Here is an 18,372-nt window from a genome sequence, read left to right on the forward strand (position 1 = left end):
ATGAGAAAAACATTGTTTAATGCTAATTTTTATGAAAGTCGTCGATTGCGTCATGATGCTTTAATAGAGTATATGGTTAGAGATACTAATAGTCGTGCACTTTATACTGAATACTTTAGTGTTGCAAGAAAAATATTTTCTATTTTAGGAGTGCTGGTTATGTTTGGCATTGCTATTTTTACCGATGCAAATGTTCGTCATCTGGCTTCTGATGCTCCTATGGAAACATGGAGAATCAATTTTCTACCTCTTTGGATGTTTTTCCTATGTTGGATTTTGTGGTTTATTTCTTGTCGAGTAAATTTATATAAAAAATATTGTGCCCAAATACCCTACATTGGTATCCTGAATGCTAATCTTTATATGGTGTGGATGATTGTATCAATAAACTTGTTTTTTATTACTTTTTTTGGGAAATTTATGACGGTATATGGTTTAATTATCTTTTATCTTTTAATTATTCTAATTGAATTGTGGTTGACTAAAAAAAGACTTGCTTCTCTTAAATATCGACTTTATAAAAGTGCAACTAATGATTCACTTGAGAAACAAAGAAAGGTGATACAGTTATTCATACTTTCAATCGGGTTAGTTGTTGCTGGATGGCTGACACTAAAAATTTTGCTTCTGGGTATTGGTGAGGTAAAGACAGATGTTTCAGGTGTGTTGTTGTCAATAGGCTTGATATTTATAGTAAATATATTTTTAATAGGTATGCTTATAATACTATTTTTGCCACATTCATTATATGGCTATTATCGCCGTAAATATTCGGAAGAATATCGTCAATTTGAGGAAAAAACACTAGAAGAATGGTATGGAAAAAAATATTTAAAGAAATATGGAGGGAATTTATATGTTTGATAAAAATATGTTGCCACTGGGAAGTGTTGTAATTTTGGAGGAAGGGATGCAAAAATTAATTATTATAGGTCGAGGTGTCATTTATGATGATCCCGAATTAGGTGAAGAAAGATTTGCAGCTATATATCAATCCCGATGGCCTGCTTGCTGTTCTATATAGTAAAAAGTTATCAGGAGATACTTATCTCAATATTAACTATGTATATGAGGACAGTTTAGTTAAACAAAATGTTTCCCTTGCCTTCTCCAAAGTTTCGGATTTTGTTGTTCAAGCTTTTATTAATCGGTCTAAAAAAATAGGATATGATGAAACTGCTAGTGAAATATATCGCTCTATTGGAGGGGGAGAGCCCCCGCGTAAGAGTTTAGTGTAAAAAGAGGAGATTTTGGACTATCTGAAGAATTACGATATTGATCAGGCTTGGTTGGCAGAAAAATCTGACCAAATTCTCTACACTTATTTTCTAGATATCTGGTTTAAAGAGGGAAGTCAGCGCTTTTCTAAAGAAAATATGGGGAATTTGAAAGTAAAGTACTCTGAAACCATAGAGAGAGTGTGAATAGGCTATTCTAAACCAGACAGAATTTAATAAGTATTTTACACTAAAAGAACGTTATACGCCTTTTTGATTCAAATTTGAATTATCAGAGGCGATGTAAGCTAAGCCTTGTAGGATTTTAATGAGCAAAATGGTATTTGTAGAAGTATTAGAGAGGGAGCAAAATTGAGAAAGAAAACATCGATTGCGATATATACACTAAAAGGAATTGGTCTGATTATTATTTTCAGCTTAATGATTATCGTAAGTTTTTTTAACCTCTTTTTAGATGGAAATTTGTTGGCAAATTTTTTATATTTCTCAGGGGCAGTTGTTTTATTAATTACAGTAGGCTGGGTGGCTTTTGCTTTTATGGGGAGAATAGAGTTTGATGGTCAAGACTTGCTTGTTTTCCGAAATTTCAAATGCTATCGCTTTCCTCTTTCTTCGGTTACATTTTACTTCGGTAAGAACAGACACCTATATCGCGGCAGTTATGAATGGTCCTTATTTATTGTAGGGGAAGCATTGACCCCAAATGGCAGCGGTCAAAAAGTAACACTGAAGTTGATTGGAAGCAAGTGGAAGAACCGTCAATTCCAGCATTTTATTCAAGAACATCTTGAAGGGAAAATACCCCCTTTGCCTAAGGAAGATTCTTGGAAACTGAATGCTTTTGGTCAGTTAGAGATTATTGAGGATAAGGTGCATGAAGAACCAAAGTCAGCATTGGCAGTTACTAGGAAGCTGTCTGATTTTATCGAATTTGGAGCAGATCAAGGAAATATCAAGAGGACTGTGTTTTATGATTTTAAGCAAAATGAGCTTTTTGTAGGGAAAAGTGTGCCTTTTCCAATGATTTTTCTACCAGGTGCTGGTTTTTCTTATGGCCTGTATGTATTAACGGAGAATCTGACTGTACAAGGTTTGTTCCCTTTACTTTTTTCCTTCATTTTCATGCTTTTACTAGCTCTTTACCAGTTTAAAAATAGAAGGGAAAAATCAGTAGTTGAAGTAGTGCCTTATGAGATGCCCAGAGACTATTTTGCCACCCAAAAATCCAACGGTCTTAAAACCTATGCTCTCATTTTCCTCTTTGCCTTGATTTCAGCTGTTTTTTCCTGGCTATATCTTCTATTTGGCAGTTTCCTACTTTTATTTTTGACGATTGTGATATGGTATTGTTTCTTGCTCTTGCTCCTGTCTGGGCAATTTAAAAAAACTAAATATTTGAAAGTATTAGAAAAAGCAAAGTTATATAGTAAGTAGTGATTAGTGTGTTTATAGGGAATATTTTATGATGATTCTTTTACTTTGGAGTTTAATAATAAGTATGAGAATGAGCCTATCAAACCATCCATGCTATAATAATGTCAGTAGTTGAAAGGATGATTTAAGATGAAGACTATCAAAAGTACGTTGCTTGTAGCATCACTGATACTTGTATTTCTTGGTGCAATTATAATAGTTCAAAATAAAAATTTGTTTACAGATAGAACCAAGCAGGAGAAAAAGGAAGAGCAAGATCCGCATGAAAAGCAGCTGGCTTTCCTTAAGAAACATGAGGAAGAGATGGCTGAATTCGTTAAATCTTTAAACTCTAAAGTTGAAAGTGTTCAATTTGACTGGGAGGGTATGAAAGTCGAAGATATAGGGAACGGCACTCCTCAAGGTGGAGGATATATTCTGACTTTGGATGGCGGAATAAATAATAATAAAGACACTGAATTTACATTGGGAATTCCTTTAAACCACAATTCAAATGAAGTTCCTGATAAGCTAGTTATTTATGAAATGCAGCCGATAAGAGTCTTGAAAGACAATGTATGGGATATTTATGAGTAACAGCAATTTAAAAAATTTTGACAATTTTTATGCAGATTTGCCACGTATAGTCCTCTTCTAATTGGGAGGAATGACTGGTTAGCAAAATTTTAACTTTGTTATTAATAAAATATTAGAAGAAGCAAAGTTACCTTACTTCTTTTTTCTCGTATTTATAGTTTTAAATCCCCAAAAATAATCCAGCATATTAAAAATTTTCAGAAAATATCGACTTTTTCTTGACAGGTTTATGATACTGTGTTAAAATACTAAACAATAAGAAACCATCTCAAAAAGGAGTTAGTCAAACATGAAGTCAACCCAATCTTCAAACTTTGCTTTGTTGTTGCGTTACTCGGGCTAGTGCAAAAGCATTAGTCCTGTTTGGCTTACCAAGCGGGAGTAAATCAACATCTCGCTTGTTCCTCAAGTGAGATGTTTTTTATTTCACCAATCTTACCTCAAACTCTGATGAGGAAGAAATGGTTTCTAAAGGAGCGACGGGAGTGGGAATGCATCTTGATTTTTCTGAAATCAATTTGTCTCATACCGTCTCAGTCATTGAACACGACCTAGAAGTTGGGGAAGATTTTTTCCTAAATGGTCTATGTATCTTAGAAAAGGAGTTGTCTATGACACGCAAAGTTGAGTTTTTTGATACCAGCCTCCGGGATGGCGAGCAGACACCAGGAGTGAATTTCTCTATCAAGGAGAAGGTGGCTATTGCCAAGCAGTTAGAGAAGTGGGGTATTTCAGTCATTGAAGCTGGTTTTCCTGCTGCGAGTCCTGATTCTTTTGCGGCGGTGCAGGAGATTGCTAAAGTCATCACAAAAGCTTCTGTTACTGGACTGGCGCGTTCGGTCAAGTCCGATATTGACGCCTGCTATGAAGCGCTCAAGGAAGCCAAGCATCCACAGCTTCATGTTTTCATTGCGACCAGTCCTATTCACAGAGAGTTCAAGCTGAAAAAGTCTAAGGAAGAGATTTTAGAAGCTGTGAAAGAGCATGTCTCCTACGCGCGCTCCAAGTTTGAGATAGTTGAGTTTTCACCAGAGGATGCGACAAGAACAGAGCTGGATTTCCTTTTTCAGGTGGTACAAACAGCAGTTGATGCAGGTGCGACTTATATCAATATTCCAGACACAGTCGGCTTTACCACGCCAGAAGAGTTTGCAAATATTTTCGACTACCTAGTGGCAAATGTGACTTCTGATCATAAGGTTGTATTTGGTGTTCATTGTCATGATGACCTTGGTATGGCAACGGCCAATACTTTGACGGCTATCAAGCACGGTGCTGGTCGTGTTCAGGGAACTATCAATGGAATCGGTGAGCGGGCTGGAAATGTAGCATTGGAAGAAGTAGCAGTTGCATTGGAGATTCGTCAGGACTATTACCAGGTTGAGACAGACATCGTCCTTAATGAAACCATCAACACTTCAGAGCTGGTATCCCGCTTCTCAGGTATTCCAGTGCCTAAGAACAAGGCGGTTGTTGGTGGCAATGCCTTCTCTCATGAGTCCGGTATCCATCAGGATGGTGTCCTTAAGAATCCACTGACCTATGAAATCATCACACCTGAGCTGGTTGGGGTTAAGAGCAATTCACTGCCACTTGGCAAACTGTCTGGCCGACATGCCTTTGTCGAAAAACTCAAAGAACTGGCTCTGGACTTTGCAGAATCTGAAATTAATGATCTCTTTGCTAAGTTTAAGGTCTTGGCTGATAAGAAAAATGAAGTCACAGACGCTGATATTCGGGCTCTGATTGCCGGAACGACCGTCGAAAATCCTGAAGGCTTCCACTTTGATGATCTGCAGTTGACGACCAATGACGACCATACCATCACAGCGGATGTGCAGCTGGTTAATGGCGATGGTGAGACAATTAACTGTGTGGCAGAAGGTAAAGGAAGCGTTGAAGCCATTTTCAATGCCATTGACCAATTCTTTAACCAGTCTGTCCAGCTTTTATCTTATAACATCGAAGCGGTAACGGACGGTATTGACTCTCAGGCTCGCGTCTTGGTAGCTGTTGAAAATACGGATACAGATACGATTTTCAACTCCTCTGGTATTGACTTTGATGTTCTTAAGGCCAGCGCCATTGCCTATATCCATGCCAACACCTTTGTGCAAAAGGAAAATGCTGGTGAAATCGGCCATCAGGTATCTTACCGCGATTTGCCTGCAAATAATTAGAAGGAAGCGACTATGACAAAAGAAATTGTAGCTCTGGCGGGTGATGGTATTGGTCCAGAAATCATGGAAGCCGGTCTCCAAGTTCTGGCTGCTGTTGCGGACAAGTTCGGTTTTACTTATCATGTTACTGAGAAGGCTTTTGGAGGTGCTGGTATTGATGCCGAAGGTCATCCTCTGCCTCAGTCTACTCTGGTAGCAGCCAAGGAGGCAGATGCTATTCTCCTAGCAGCTATCGGCAGTCCCCAGTATGATAATGCCCCGGTTCGGCCAGAGCAAGGTTTGCTAGCTCTGCGCAAGGAGCTTGAACTCTATGCCAATATCCGCCCAGTTAAGATTTTCGATGCTCTTAAGCATTTGTCGCCTTTGAAGGCAGAGCGAATTGCTGGTGTGGATTTCGTGGTCGTGCGCGAGCTGACTGGTGGGATTTACTTTGGTGAGCATATTTTGGAGGACAGAACCGCGCGGGATATCAATGACTACAGCTATGAAGAGGTGGAGCGAATTGTCCGTAAAGCCTTTGATATTGCGCATGGTCGTAGAAAGCGCGTGACCAGTATTGACAAGCAAAATGTACTAGCAACATCCAAACTCTGGCGCAGAGTAGCCGATGAGGTGGCCAAGGATTATCCAGATGTGACCTTAGAGCACCAGCTGGTGGACAGCGCTGCGATGCTCATGATTACCAATCCTGCTAAGTTTGACGTTGTAGTAACGGAAAATCTCTTCGGGGATATTCTATCAGACGAGTCCAGTGTCCTGTCAGGGACGCTGGGAGTTATGCCATCGGCCAGTCATTCGGCAGCTGGACCCAGTCTTTACGAGCCTATCCATGGTTCAGCTCCAGATATTGCAGGGCAAGGCATTGCCAATCCTATCAGTATGATTCTTTCAGTAGCCATGATGCTGCGGGATAGTTTTGCAGAGCTTGAAGCTGCAGAAGCGATTGAAGCAGCGGTGGAAAAGACTTTGGCTCAGGGTACCTTAACCCGAGATTTGGGTGGTCAGGCAGGGACAGCTCAAATGATGGAGGCCATTATCAATAACTTATGAAATGGATATTAACAGGTATTTGCCTGCTATGGAACCTTGTCGTTTTCCTGCTGTATGGCTGGGATAAGCGAAAGGCTAAGAAAAATCACTATCGCATTCCAGAGAAGACTTTGCTCTTGTCAGCATTGGCAGCCGGAGGTTTGGGCGCTTTATTAGGCGGTCGTCTCTTTCATCACAAGACCAGAAAATGGTATTTCTGGTTGGCTTGGATTTGCGGAATAATAGTGGAAATCGGAATTTTATATTACATATGGAGAAGCTAGTATGGCTGGAAAATCGATTTTTGATAAGCTGTGGGAAAGGCATCTGATAACTGGTGAAGAAGGCCAGCCCCAGCTTATGTATGTGGATCAGCATTATATTCATGAAGTAACCAGCCCTCAGGCTTTTCAAGGTCTTCGAGATGCAGGACGCAAAGTTAGACGGCCGGATTTGACCTTTGGGACCTTTGACCATAATGTTCCTACGGTCAATATCTATGATATTCGGGATGTGATTTCCAAGGCTCAGATTGATAAACTTTCTGAGAATGTCAAGGATTTTGGCATCGAGCATGCGGCTCACGGATCGGAGTTGCAGGGGATTGTCCATATGGTTGGACCGGAAACGGGCAAGACTCAGCCGGGAAAATTCATCGTCTGCGGTGACAGTCACACGGCCACTCACGGAGCCTTTGGAGCTATTGCTTTTGGAATCGGTACTTCGGAGGTGGAGCACGTCTTTGCCACGCAGACCATTTGGCAGGTCAAGCCTAAGAAAATGTTGGTCAAATTTACTGGAGTGCCACCTAAAGGTGTCTATTCCAAGGACTTTATCCTCGCTCTGATTGCTCGATATGGTGTGGCCGCTGGTGTTGGTCATGTGGTCGAGTATGCTGGTGATGCGATTGACCATCTGACCATGGAAGAGCGTATGACTATCTGCAATATGTCTATAGAGTTTGGCTCCAAGATGGGCATTATGAATCCCGACCAGAAGACTTATGATTATGTTCAAGGCCGGCCGGGTGCTCCCAAGGACTTTGAGGCAGCAGTAGCTGATTGGAAGACCCTGGTCAGTGATCCTGATGCTGTCTATGATAAGGTCATTGAGATTGATGTTTCCGAGCTGGCACCTATGGTGACTTGGGGAACCAATCCTTCTATGGGAGTAGAGTTCGGCGCGGCTTTCCCAGAAATTCGCGATATGAACGACGAGCGGGCTTACAATTACATGGATCTCTCACCAGGTAAGAAAGCAGAAGATATTGACCTAGGTTATATTTTTATCGGATCCTGCACCAATGCCAGACTCAGCGATTTGCAGCTGGCTGCTAAGTTTGTCGCTGGTAAGCACATTGCTCCCAATCTGACAGCTATCGTCGTACCAGGCTCTCGTCCGGTCAAGCGGGCTGCTGAAAAGATGGGACTGGATAAAATTTTCATGGATGCAGGCTTTGAGTGGCGCGATCCGGGTTGTTCCATGTGTCTGGGAATGAATCCAGACAAGGTGCCAGACGGAGTTCACTGTGCCTCTACTAGTAATCGGAACTTTGAGGATCGTCAGGGATTTGGTGCTAAGACCCATCTTTGCAGTCCTGCCATGGCAGCAGCGGCAGCCATTGCCGGGCGCTTCGTAGACGTCCGCCAGCTACCGGAGGTCCAGTAAGGAAGTTTTATGGAAAAATTTACAATCTACACGGGGACGACGGTTCCCCTCATGAACGATAATATCGATACGGACCAAATTTTGCCCAAGCAGTTTCTCAAGTTGATTGATAAAAAAGGCTTTGGCAAGTACCTCATGTACGCATGGCGCTATCTGGACAATCAGTACACCGAAGATCCTGATTTCGTCTTTAATAGACCGGAGTACCGCAAGGCGACTATTCTGATTACAGGGGACAATTTCGGTGCGGGTTCCTCTCGCGAGCACGCTGCCTGGGCCTTGGCTGACTATGGCTTCAAGGTAGTCATTGCTGGATCTTTCGGGGATATTCACTACAATAACGAGCTTAATAACGGTATGCTGCCAATCTTCCAGCCGCTCGAAGTTCGACAAGCCTTGGCTAATCTGAAGCCGACGGATCAAGTGACGGTGGATTTGGAGCAGCAGAAGATTTTTTCACCAGTGGGAGAATTCTCCTTTGACATTGATGGAGAATGGAAGCACAAGCTCCTCAACGGTCTGGATGACATTGGCATTACACTGCAGTATGAGGATTTGATTACAGAATATGAAAAAAATCGTCCATCTTATTGGCAGTAACCTTATTTTTGATATATTGAGAAAATTCTGAAAAAATCTTGTCTCCGATAAAAATATATGGTAAAATAAATCTTAATTTAATAGAAAAGGAAGAAACTTATGACAAAACACATTCAATGGAACGGACAGCTTTCACAAGAAGGTTATGACATCTTGAAAGGCGATGGCGGCTGTATAGTTTGCCCGACCAAGGTGGGTTACATCATCATGACCAGCGATAAAGCTGGCTTGGAGCGTAAGTTCGAAGCTAAGGCTCGTAACCGTAATAAGCCAGGTGTTGTCCTCTGTGGCAGTATGGATGAGCTCCGTGCTTTGGCTCAGCTAAATCCAGAAATTGAAGCTTTTTATCAAAAGCATTGGGATGAAGACATCCTCTTGGGCTGTATCCTACCATGGAAGCCAGAAGCTTTTGAAAAGCTCAAGGCATTTGGCGACGGTCGGGAAGAGCTGATGACAGATGTTCGTGGCACTAGCTGTTTTGTTATTAAGTTTGGTAAGGCGGGCGAGCAGCTGGCAGCTAAGCTTTGGGAAGAAGGCAAGATGGTTTATGCTTCCTCAGCCAACCCATCCGGTAAAGGAAACCGCGGCAAGGTAGAAGGAATTGGCGAGCGCATCGAAAATGCTGTTGATTTAGTCATTGAAGCAGATGATTATGTAGCTTCTATCCAGCCAGACAAGACCATTGAAACTCGCTATGAGCAAGGTGTTATGGTCTCAATGGTTGACAAGGATGGAAAATTGATTCCAGAACAAGGTGGGCAACGTTCCATCTCACCAGCACCAGTGGTCATCCGCAAAGGCTTGGACATCGACAAAATCATGATGCACCTGTCCGATACTTTCAACTCATGGGATTACCGTCAGGGTGAATATTACTAAGATAAAAAAAGAAGCTCAGTGCGAGAGGGGGATTTCCTCTTTATACTGGGCTTTTTATTTTATAATTTCTTTTATTTTTCCTATAATTATGCTATGATAGAGAAAAGCTATATTATTCTTTTAAAATTAGGATTTTTTAATTCTTATATCATAATGTAGAGCGCTATCTGTATTGTTTTTGCAGCAACGCAAAGGATTAGAAAATGAATATAAGATTTTAAAGGACAGGTTAAAAAGCTGGAGGATTTTTATGGAAAATAAAGTAGATTACTGGATGATAATAGCCGGAAGTGGTGGAAGCTTATGGGAGCTTTTTAAAAAAGAGAAGATTGCGTGCATTGATTTTAGTTCAGATCTAGGAAGTCTTTTAGACTATACAAGTCCAGAAGATTTAAATCAAGGAACTAGACAAAATCAGTTCATCTGGCAATTTGCTCATGATATAAAGGTAAATGATTATATTATTGCAACTTCTGGATTTGATAGAATTTTTGGTATTGGGCGATGTGTAGAAACTTATTATTATGATGATAGAAAGCAAAAATTTAGACATTGTATTGGAGTTGATTGGTTAAAAGCAGATGGTGAGTAGAGATATCAAAATAAAAAAGGAGCTAGGCAGACTGTAAATTGGGATAGATCTACCGAGCGTATTAATTTATATAAATCTATTTTAAATGATACATATGGAAACAATACAGAGAAAAATGTTATGAATAAAAATATAAATAATTATATAGAAAAACTAGAAAAATCCAAAAACCTCATCCTCCGTGGCGCTCCTGGTACGGGAAAAACCTATCTTGCTAGACAAATTGCAAGCGAATTGACTGGAGGAAATGAGGAACAAATCGATTTTGTTCAATTCCATCCCTCTTATGACTATACAGATTTTGTAGAGGGATTGCGGCCGCTTCCAAGTGATGATGGGCAGATTAGCTTCGGCTTACAAGATGGAATTTTTAAGAAATTTTGCGAAAGAGCTAAATTAGCGCAAAAGACAGGCGGTCAGGATAATTTTGAGGAAGCCTGGGAATCTTATTTGGAGTTTATAAATTCCACTGAAGAGAAGGAGTATTTAACAAAGACATCTTACTTGTCAGTTAATAGCAGGCAAAATTTATCTGTCAATTATGATAGTGGAGCATCTGGTTGGACATTGCCTCGACATTATGTTTATGAATTATATAAAAATAAGAATTATGATAAACAAAGATATTATAAGGGTGGCGGGAAAACAGTTCTAAAAGTCTTGAAAGAAAGGTTTGCATTAAAAACTTATAAAGAAGCAGCTGAAATATCAAGTATTAAAAACTTCGTCTTCATCATCGATGAAATTAATCGTGGTGAGATTTCTAAGATTTTTGGAGAGCTTTTTTTCTCCATTGATCCGGGCTATCGTGGTAAGGATGGAGAGGTTTCGACCCAATATGCTAATTTGCATGAAACTAATGAGAAGTTTTATATTCCTGAAAATGTCTACATCATCGGAACAATGAATGATATTGACCGCTCGGTGGATACCTTTGATTTTGCCATGCGCCGTCGTTTCCGTTTTGTAGAAATCACGGCTGAAAGTCAGCTGGGAATGCTTGATAAACTTCTTGGAGATGGTGCTGAAGAAGCGAAAATACGTCTAAGAAACTTGAATGCTGCCATAGAAAAAGTAGAAGAGCTCAATAGTCATTACCATGTTGGACCAAGTTATTTCCTTAAGTTGCAGGAAGTAGGCTTTGACTATGAATTGCTCTGGTCTGATTATATTAAGCCGCTCCTAGAAGACTACTTGCGAGGTTCTTATGATGAGGTTGAAACTTTGGAAACTTTGAAAAAGGCTTTTGATAAGGCAAGCAATGAGCAAACCAATCAGTCAATAACTGGTGACAATGAAAGCGATGTAAATGACGATACGGATAACAGATAATCAGCATAAAATTGCTAAAGAAGACTTTATCACAGAATATCCCAAACTAAGTCAAGCACTTCTTGATAGAACACTAGATAACCTTTCTCAAGAGGATAGTATTTTCATTTTTCCAAATGACTTGAAAAATACATCTGACTTGGACAAGGACCAGAAAATTTTTGAAACTATAAATCAGAATATTAAGACAGGAAATGTGATTGGCTTTCTGGGTTGTGGTCAGGAAAGATTGACGATTTCCTCTCGTTTTTCAAATGCTAATAACGACTATTTTTTACATTATCTCTTGCAGAAGGTCCTCAATATCAATCTCACTAACTTGGATGTTGGTTTATCTAGCGAAGATAAACTCTATCAACTATTGGTTTACCTCTTTCCAAAATATCTGCAAGCGGCTTTGAGAAAAGGGCTTTATAAGGAATACCAGAGGTTTTTCTATAATGATAGCCATGTAAAGGGAGCTATTGATGTAGGAAATCATCTTAAGAAAAATGTTCCTTTTATGGGAAATATTTCCTACACTACTAGAGAGTTTGCTTATGATAATCCATTGATGCAGCTGATTCGACACACCATTGAGTATATTAAGAATCAGAAAACAATTGGAAGTGGAGTGTTTGATGCTAATCGTGAAAATGTAACAGAAATTATTCGTGTGACTCCGTCTTATAAACTAGCTGATCGTGTTAAGATTATCAGACTAAATCAAACTAAACCTGTCCGTCATGCCTATTTTCGAGAATATAGAAAATTACAGGAACTATGTCTGTTGATTATGAATAGAGAAAAGCACGGTTTAGGACTTCAAGAGCAAAAAATACACGGTGTTCTCTTTGATGTAGCTTGGCTTTGGGAAGAGTATGTCCAGACATTGTTGCCAGAAGATTTTATCCATCCACGAAATAAAGAAAAGACGGGCGGCATTTCTGTATTTAGCAGTCATGTTCGAAATATTTATCCAGACTTTTATCATAAAGATTTAAAAATTGTACTAGATGCCAAATATAAACAGCTAGAATTTACTGAAAAAGGAATCAATCGTGAGGATTTATATCAACTGATTTCCTATACATACATTTTAGAAGCTAAAACAGCCGGTCTTATTTTCCCAAGTGTGGAGAAGGTTGTTGATAACGACATAGGTACATTAGCAGGTTACGGGGCACTCTTGAAAAAGTGGTCCATTCTTATTCCTCAAGAAGCTGAAAATTATGACCATTTTGTTCAACAGATACATCAATCGAAAAAAATAAATTTTAGATTTTAAAGCAGGTTGAACCTGCTTTTTCTATGTATATTTTTCAAATTATTTCCAAATAGAACAAAATTCTTGACAGATGTAATTCTAGATGTTACAATTAACGAAAATCGATTCGATATAGAAATAAATTGGAGGGAGTATGAAAGACAGTCATTTGGTGGCCTATCATATTCGTTTGTTGAATGGGCGGATTTTTCAAAAGTTACTGAATCAGGATCCTGAAGCTCTTTATCGCAGTGAACAGGGCAAGATTCTCACAGTTTTATGGAATAGTGAAACGGGTTGCGCTACGGCGACAGATATTGCACTGGCGACAGGATTGGCCAATAATACGCTGACGACTATGCTGAAAAAGCTGGAAGAACAGGGTTTGGTGACCTTTAGTCAGTGTGGTTTAGACAAGCGAAAAAAATATGTCAAGTTGACGGAGCAAGGTTGGTCCCAGAAAGAAGTTGGCCATCGCGTCAGTCAAAAATTGGATGCTATTTTTTATAAAGGTTTCTCAGAGGATGAAATTCGCCAGTTTGAAAGTTATCAGGAACGCATCTTAGCAAATTTGAAAGAAAAAGAGGCATAAATCATGTCAAAACAAGTTGAAAATGCACAAAATTTATACATTCATGCCATTCAAGATGGGCGCGTTGCCGAGGCTCAAGCTCATTCTGTAGGGGATATCTACATTCAACACTCGACAGGTGTGCCAGATGGGAAAGAAGGGTTTGCGGCTTTCTTTGCAAATTTCTTTGAGCGCCATCCCGAGCGTGAGATGAAGATTGTTCGCACCATTGAGGATGGTAATCTAGTCTTTGTCCATGTCCATCAATATCTCAATGGCGGGGAAGCTCAATGGGTGACGACGGATACTTTCCGTTCTGATGAGAATGGTCGCATCGTGGAGCATTGGGATGTGATTGACTACTACCGCGCTCCAGAAAATGGACAGTTAGACCAGATCTTTGGAGATTTTGAAATCAAGGATTTGGACAAGACAGTAGCAAATAAAAAAACCGTTCGTCGTTTCTTGACAGAAATTTTCCAAAATGGGGAGCTAGAGCAGTGGAGTGATTATGTGGCAGAAGATTTGATTCAGCATAATCATGAGATTGGCCAAGGAAGTCAGGCTTATAAAAACTATGTTGCAGAGCACGGGCTTACTTTTGACTTTGTTTTCCAGCTTTTGGGACAAGGAAACTATGTGGTTAGCTATGGACAGACTCAGATAGATGGGGTGGCTTATGCCCAGTATGACATCTTCCGTTTAGAGAATGGATTGATTGTAGAGCATTGGGACAACAAAGAAGTCATGCCTAAGGTAGAAGACTTAACTAATCGAGGGAAGTTTTAAATTGAGGACAAACAATGATTGAATACAAAAATGTAGCGCTACGCTATACAGAAAAAGATGTCTTGAGAGATGTCAACTTACAGATTGAGGATGGTGAATTTATGGTTTTAGTAGGTCCTTCTGGGTCCGGTAAGACAACCATGCTCAAGATGATCAACCGTCTTTTAGAGCCAACAGATGGAAACATCTATATGGATGATAAACGGATCAAGGACTATGATGAGCGTGAGCTGCGCCTTTCTACAGGCTATGTCTTACAAGCGATTGCCCTCTTTCCAAACCTAACGGTGGCTGAAAATATTGCTCTCATTCCTGAAATGAAAGGTTGGAGCAAGGCAGATATTCAGCAGAAGACAGATGAATTGTTGGAGCTAGTGGGCTTGCCTGCAGAAGACTATGCTCAGCGTATGCCAAGTGAGCTGTCTGGCGGTGAGCAGCAACGGGTGGGCATTGTTCGTGCCATTATCGCCCAACCCAAAATCCTGCTGATGGACGAGCCTTTTTCTGCTCTTGATGCCATCTCGCGTAAGCAATTGCAGAGCTTGACCAAGAGTATCCATGACCAGTTTGGGATGACAACAATCTTTGTGACTCATGATACGGACGAGGCCTTGAAATTGGGGAATCGGATTGCTGTTCTGCAGGACGGAGAGATTCGTCAAGTGGCGACACCTGATGAAATCTTATCTGCACCTGCGACCAGCTTTGTAGCAGATTTGTTTGGAGGTGTTCAACATGGCTAATTTGTTTTCTACCTTTCAGGAGCGCTTTGGCGAATGGTTGTCAGCCTTAGGACAACATCTCCAACTGTCTCTTCTGACCTTATTAGTGGCGATCTTCTTGACCATTCCGCTCGCTATCTATCTTCATAGTCATAAAAAAGTAGCCAATTGGGTGCTGCAAATTGCGGGAATCTTTCAAACTATTCCTTCAATGGCCTTGCTGGGACTTTTTATCCCCCTCATGGGGATTGGTACACTGCCGGCACTGACTGCTCTGGTGATTTACGCTATTTTCCCGATTTTAGAAAATACTGTCACGGCTTTGAATGGGATTGATCCTAGTTTAGAGGAAGCTGGAATCGCCTTTGGGATGACCAAGTGGGAGCGACTCAAGAAGTTTGAACTGCCTCTAGCTATGCCCGTCATCGTATCAGGAGTTCGGACGGCAACAGTTATGATTATCGGGACAGCAACTCTAGCAGCCTTGGTTGGAGCTGGTGGACTAGGTTCTTTTATCCTTCTAGGAATTGACCGTCGCAATGCCAGTCTGATCTTGATTGGAGCAATTTCATCCGCAGTTTTGGCTATTCTTTTTAACAGCCTTCTTAAATGGATGGAAAAGGCTAAGCTTCGGACGGTATTTACAGCTTTTGCTGTCTTAATACTCGGACTAGGCGCTTCTTATACACCGAGTCTGCTTCCCAAGCAGGAGAAGGATCATATGGTTATAGCTGGGAAATTGGGTCCAGAGCCAGAAATTCTTATGAATATGTATAAGCTCCTCATCGAGGAAAATACGGATATGACTGTGACGGTCAAGCCAAACTTTGGTAAAACCGACTTCCTTTATCAAGCACTAAAAAAAGGTGATATAGATATCTATCCTGAGTTCACCGGTACGATTACTGGAACTCTCTTGCAGCCTGCTCCAAAGGTCAGCACTGATGCTGAAGAAGTTTTTGAAGCAGCACGTGATGGAATCAAAAAACAGGACAATCTAGTCTTGCTCAATCACATGGCCTATCAGAATACCTATGCGGTTGCAGTTCCAAAGGCTATTGCCAAAGAATATAATCTTAAAACGATTTCTGATCTCAAGGCAGTCCAAGACAAGCTCAAGGCAGGCTTTACCTTGGAATTTAACGACCGTGAAGATGGAAACAAGGGACTCCAGTCTGTCTATGGACTGAACCTCAATGTATCAACTATGGAGCCAGCCCTTCGCTATGATGCGATTCAATCAGGCGATATCCAGATTATGGAAGTCTACTCAACTGACCCTGAAATTGAGCGCTATCAACTTCAGATTTTAGAAGATGATAAGCATCTTTTCCCTCCTTATCAAGGGGCACCTCTCCTGAAGGCTGAATTGCTAGAAAAACACCCTGAGTTGGAAGGTATTCTCAATAAGCTGGCTGGTAAAATTACGGAAAGCCAGATGAGCCAGATGAATTATCAAGTTGGCATCGAAGGCAAAAAAGCCGAAGCTGTTGCGCGTGACTATCTGGTCAAGGAAGGACTTTTAAAAAAATAATAAGTAAAAGAGTTAGACTTGTAAGGTCTAGCTTTTTTGCTTACTTGAGGATAGACAGACTAAGGATGGAAGGAGATGTGTTTATCTCTTAGTTAGGTAATCTTCATTCATTTTTGGTATAATAAAGTAACAATTTATGGAGGTGTTCCGATGGCATCTAGTCAAGAATATTTTGATTTTATTCTGGAGCAACTGCAGGGCTTAGGGCAAGAAATTAGCTTTCGCAAGATGATGGGAGAGTATTTGCTTTATTATCGGGGGCGCTTATTCGGCGGGATTTATGACAATCGCCTGATGGTCAAGCCGGTCCAGCCAGCTCTGGATTTTTTTGAAAATCCGATTTATGAGTCCCCTTATCCAGGCGCAAAGCCGATGCTTCGTATAGAAGAAGTAGAAGATGCTGCCTTTCTCTGTAATCTGATTGAAGCAGCCTCCCCTGCCTTACCAGTACCTAAAAAGAAAAAATAGTCTTTCCTTTACAATGGATATTCTAAAAAGTTGCCGTTTAAATAGACATTTTTAAAATTTTCCTTTATAATGGACTTAAAGGAGGTTTGGTATGCTTTATATTGCTCTTATTGGAGATTTAATAGAATCCAAACAGCTGAAAAATCGCAAACAAGCCCAGAAGGACCTACAGGACATGATGGCAGTGCTAAATCAGGATTATCGGGATTATCTGGTGTCACCTTTCACGGTAACGACTGGAGATGAGTTTCAGGCTTTGCTGCGACCTAATCCAGAGATCATGCAGCTCCTTGATCAGATTGCCTTGGGCTTTCCTCACCCGATTCGCTTTGGGCTTGGTTTGGGGGAGATTGTGACGGACATCAATCGGGAGCAGAGTATTGGTGCCGACGGTCCGGCCTACTGGAGAGCGCGCGCAGCCATTGAGGCTATTCATGAGAAGAACGACTACGGCAGCAGCCGTATAGCTGTATCCTTAGGAGATGAAGAGCTCAGTCAGGCGGTCAATACAGTGCTGGCAGCTACTTCATTTATCCAGAGCAAGTGGAATACCAGTCAGAGAGAGGTTCTGGAGCGGATGCTTATGGAATATATCTATGACGAGAATTTTTCTCATGGGGAAATAGCAGAGCTGCTGCAGATTAGTCCCAGTGCGCTTAGTAAGCGGCTCAAGTCGTCTGGACTGAAGATCTATCTGAGAAATCGCCGTTTAGCTATGAGAATGATTCTACAGGCAGCAAAGGAGGCTGAAGAATGACAAATTTTATGGGATTTTCAGAATTTTTCATGCAGAATCCGATTCTTGTACTGACTTTGCTGGCCCATGTGCTAGCTGATTTTCAGCTTCAAAGTCAGAAGATGGCTGACCTCAAAAGCCGGCGGATGAATTTCTTAATTCTTCATTTGGGAATTGTTCTCTTGCCCCTGTTGCTCTTGGGGATCATCTTACCTAATTATCTGCTATATTTCGCCTTGGTCTGGCTCAGTCATGCGCTTATTGACTTCTTGAAGAATAGGCTGAATTCATCGATTGTCCGCCATCATGCTCAAAAGTCAGCCTTTTTACTGGATCAGATCTTGCATCTGATTAGCATTTTTGCCCTTTATTTTCTCTTAGGACAGCAGCAAATTCCAGCGCCTAATTGGCTGTCTGAGCGCTACCTCATGCTGCAGGCTTTCTTTTTCTTCGCCCTGACTGGTAAGCCGATTAATATCCTCTTTAAACTCTTCTTCAGCAAGTATCAGGCAGGGGAAGACAGTGGAGAGACTATTGCGGGGGCTGGTGCTATGATTGGGATATTAGAGCGCTTGATTATGGGACTTTCCCTTATTTTCGGGCAGTTTACTGCCATTGGGCTAGTTTTTACGGCTAAGTCTATTGCCCGCTACAATAAGATTTCAGAAAGCCAGTCCTTTGCTGAATACTACCTGATTGGCTCGCTTTTCAGTATGATTGCAGTCCTGCTGGTTTACGGCTGTCTGTATTGGTAAAAATAAATAAAAAAACAGATCAT

The 18,372-nt window shown here is 40.9% G+C and carries 19 protein-coding genes and 2 pseudogenes; all 21 read left to right on the plus strand.

The annotated features are described in order from the left end of the window. The 21 genes and pseudogenes from RP262_RS04660 (at position 1) to RP262_RS04760 (ending at position 18,349) form a co-directional block, all read left to right on the plus strand. Complete coding sequence (locus tag RP262_RS04660; RefSeq protein ID WP_049544383.1) at positions 1-864, plus strand: hypothetical protein; 864 nt, start codon at positions 1-3, stop codon at positions 862-864. Beyond that, a pseudogene (locus RP262_RS04665) lies at positions 857-982 on the plus strand (DUF4176 domain-containing protein); the annotation flags it as partial. The gene RP262_RS04660 and the pseudogene RP262_RS04665, both read left to right, overlap by 8 nt. 268 nt (positions 983-1,250) lie before the next feature. Continuing rightward, positions 1,251-1,424, plus strand: coding sequence for a TipC family immunity protein (locus RP262_RS04670; RefSeq protein WP_227963328.1), 174 nt, complete (start codon positions 1,251-1,253; stop codon positions 1,422-1,424). Between the two features lie 234 nt (positions 1,425-1,658). Next, positions 1,659-2,672, plus strand: coding sequence for a hypothetical protein (locus RP262_RS04675; RefSeq protein WP_049544384.1), 1,014 nt, complete (start codon positions 1,659-1,661; stop codon positions 2,670-2,672). Positions 2,673-2,801: 129 nt separating this feature from the next. After that, the gene (locus RP262_RS04680) at positions 2,802-3,248 is read left to right on the plus strand and encodes a hypothetical protein (protein ID WP_049544387.1); all 447 of its coding nucleotides are present in this window, start codon (positions 2,802-2,804) and stop codon (positions 3,246-3,248) included. A 611-nt stretch (positions 3,249-3,859) separates the two neighbouring features. After that, positions 3,860-5,428 carry a 2-isopropylmalate synthase gene (locus tag RP262_RS04685; protein WP_049544413.1) on the plus strand — a complete coding sequence of 523 codons (1,569 nt, stop codon included), beginning with the start codon at positions 3,860-3,862 and terminating at the stop codon, positions 5,426-5,428. Between the two features lie 12 nt (positions 5,429-5,440). Next, positions 5,441-6,478: a 3-isopropylmalate dehydrogenase gene (gene leuB / locus RP262_RS04690; RefSeq protein ID WP_311154448.1), complete on the plus strand. Its 1,038-nt coding sequence runs from the start codon at positions 5,441-5,443 to the stop codon at positions 6,476-6,478. Continuing rightward, complete coding sequence (locus RP262_RS04695) at positions 6,475-6,741, plus strand: DUF1294 domain-containing protein (protein ID WP_002895724.1); 267 nt, start codon at positions 6,475-6,477, stop codon at positions 6,739-6,741. Before leuB ends, RP262_RS04695 begins: the two co-directional genes overlap by 4 nt. A gap of 1 nt (position 6,742) precedes the next feature. Continuing rightward, a complete protein-coding gene (gene leuC / locus RP262_RS04700) occupies positions 6,743-8,125 on the plus strand; it encodes a 3-isopropylmalate dehydratase large subunit (protein ID WP_002895723.1) in 1,383 nt (460 codons plus the stop codon). Between the two features lie 9 nt (positions 8,126-8,134). Next, a complete protein-coding gene (leuD, locus tag RP262_RS04705) occupies positions 8,135-8,725 on the plus strand; it encodes a 3-isopropylmalate dehydratase small subunit (protein ID WP_311154449.1) in 591 nt (196 codons plus the stop codon). 99 nt (positions 8,726-8,824) lie between these two features. Next, complete coding sequence (locus RP262_RS04710) at positions 8,825-9,604, plus strand: L-threonylcarbamoyladenylate synthase (RefSeq protein WP_002897734.1); 780 nt, start codon at positions 8,825-8,827, stop codon at positions 9,602-9,604. 250 nt (positions 9,605-9,854) lie between these two features. Next, a complete protein-coding gene (locus RP262_RS04715) occupies positions 9,855-10,196 on the plus strand; it encodes a hypothetical protein (protein WP_311154450.1) in 342 nt (113 codons plus the stop codon). A 78-nt stretch (positions 10,197-10,274) separates the two neighbouring features. Next, positions 10,275-11,528 (plus strand): annotated as a pseudogene (locus RP262_RS04720) (McrB family protein); the annotation flags it as partial. Next, positions 11,512-12,795 (plus strand): 5-methylcytosine restriction system specificity protein McrC, encoded by a 1,284-nt coding sequence (locus RP262_RS04725; RefSeq protein ID WP_311154465.1) that lies wholly within the window; start codon positions 11,512-11,514, stop codon positions 12,793-12,795. The pseudogene RP262_RS04720 and the gene RP262_RS04725, both read left to right, overlap by 17 nt. Positions 12,796-12,928: 133 nt before the next feature. Next, positions 12,929-13,366 carry a MarR family winged helix-turn-helix transcriptional regulator gene (locus RP262_RS04730; RefSeq protein WP_011836841.1) on the plus strand — a complete coding sequence of 146 codons (438 nt, stop codon included), beginning with the start codon at positions 12,929-12,931 and terminating at the stop codon, positions 13,364-13,366. A 3-nt stretch (positions 13,367-13,369) separates the two neighbouring features. Further along, positions 13,370-14,134: a nuclear transport factor 2 family protein gene (locus tag RP262_RS04735; RefSeq protein WP_311154451.1), complete on the plus strand. Its 765-nt coding sequence runs from the start codon at positions 13,370-13,372 to the stop codon at positions 14,132-14,134. A gap of 14 nt (positions 14,135-14,148) precedes the next feature. Further along, positions 14,149-14,877: an ABC transporter ATP-binding protein gene (locus tag RP262_RS04740; RefSeq protein ID WP_125356451.1), complete on the plus strand. Its 729-nt coding sequence runs from the start codon at positions 14,149-14,151 to the stop codon at positions 14,875-14,877. After that, positions 14,870-16,390 carry an ABC transporter permease/substrate-binding protein gene (locus tag RP262_RS04745; RefSeq protein WP_311154452.1) on the plus strand — a complete coding sequence of 507 codons (1,521 nt, stop codon included), beginning with the start codon at positions 14,870-14,872 and terminating at the stop codon, positions 16,388-16,390. Before RP262_RS04740 ends, RP262_RS04745 begins: the two co-directional genes overlap by 8 nt. Positions 16,391-16,540: 150 nt before the next feature. Then, positions 16,541-16,858 (plus strand): TfoX/Sxy family protein, encoded by a 318-nt coding sequence (locus tag RP262_RS04750; protein WP_311154453.1) that lies wholly within the window; start codon positions 16,541-16,543, stop codon positions 16,856-16,858. A 91-nt stretch (positions 16,859-16,949) separates the two neighbouring features. Next, complete coding sequence (locus RP262_RS04755) at positions 16,950-17,615, plus strand: SatD family protein (RefSeq protein ID WP_311154454.1); 666 nt, start codon at positions 16,950-16,952, stop codon at positions 17,613-17,615. Continuing rightward, positions 17,612-18,349: a DUF3307 domain-containing protein gene (locus tag RP262_RS04760; protein ID WP_311154455.1), complete on the plus strand. Its 738-nt coding sequence runs from the start codon at positions 17,612-17,614 to the stop codon at positions 18,347-18,349. Before RP262_RS04755 ends, RP262_RS04760 begins: the two co-directional genes overlap by 4 nt. The last annotated feature ends 23 nt before the right edge of the window (positions 18,350-18,372 follow it).

Source organism: uncultured Streptococcus sp. (assembly GCF_963456385.1).
Taxonomy (GTDB): domain Bacteria; phylum Bacillota; class Bacilli; order Lactobacillales; family Streptococcaceae; genus Streptococcus.

Coding starts and splice junctions, on each gene's coding strand:
- RP262_RS04750 (WP_311154453.1), top strand. CDS start 16,541: ATGGCATCTAGTCAAGAATATTTTGATTTTATTCTGGAGCAACTGCAG.
- leuD (WP_311154449.1), top strand. CDS start 8,135: ATGGAAAAATTTACAATCTACACGGGGACGACGGTTCCCCTCATGAAC.
- leuC (WP_002895723.1), top strand. CDS start 6,743: ATGGCTGGAAAATCGATTTTTGATAAGCTGTGGGAAAGGCATCTGATA.
- RP262_RS04680 (WP_049544387.1), top strand. CDS start 2,802: ATGAAGACTATCAAAAGTACGTTGCTTGTAGCATCACTGATACTTGTA.
- RP262_RS04695 (WP_002895724.1), top strand. CDS start 6,475: ATGAAATGGATATTAACAGGTATTTGCCTGCTATGGAACCTTGTCGTT.
- RP262_RS04745 (WP_311154452.1), top strand. CDS start 14,870: ATGGCTAATTTGTTTTCTACCTTTCAGGAGCGCTTTGGCGAATGGTTG.
- RP262_RS04740 (WP_125356451.1), top strand. CDS start 14,149: ATGATTGAATACAAAAATGTAGCGCTACGCTATACAGAAAAAGATGTC.
- RP262_RS04685 (WP_049544413.1), top strand. CDS start 3,860: ATGACACGCAAAGTTGAGTTTTTTGATACCAGCCTCCGGGATGGCGAG.
- RP262_RS04675 (WP_049544384.1), top strand. CDS start 1,659: ATGATTATCGTAAGTTTTTTTAACCTCTTTTTAGATGGAAATTTGTTG.
- RP262_RS04755 (WP_311154454.1), top strand. CDS start 16,950: ATGCTTTATATTGCTCTTATTGGAGATTTAATAGAATCCAAACAGCTG.
- RP262_RS04730 (WP_011836841.1), top strand. CDS start 12,929: ATGAAAGACAGTCATTTGGTGGCCTATCATATTCGTTTGTTGAATGGG.
- RP262_RS04710 (WP_002897734.1), top strand. CDS start 8,825: ATGACAAAACACATTCAATGGAACGGACAGCTTTCACAAGAAGGTTAT.
- RP262_RS04735 (WP_311154451.1), top strand. CDS start 13,370: ATGTCAAAACAAGTTGAAAATGCACAAAATTTATACATTCATGCCATT.
- leuB (WP_311154448.1), top strand. CDS start 5,441: ATGACAAAAGAAATTGTAGCTCTGGCGGGTGATGGTATTGGTCCAGAA.
- RP262_RS04760 (WP_311154455.1), top strand. CDS start 17,612: ATGACAAATTTTATGGGATTTTCAGAATTTTTCATGCAGAATCCGATT.
- RP262_RS04660 (WP_049544383.1), top strand. CDS start 1: ATGAGAAAAACATTGTTTAATGCTAATTTTTATGAAAGTCGTCGATTG.
- RP262_RS04715 (WP_311154450.1), top strand. CDS start 9,855: ATGGAAAATAAAGTAGATTACTGGATGATAATAGCCGGAAGTGGTGGA.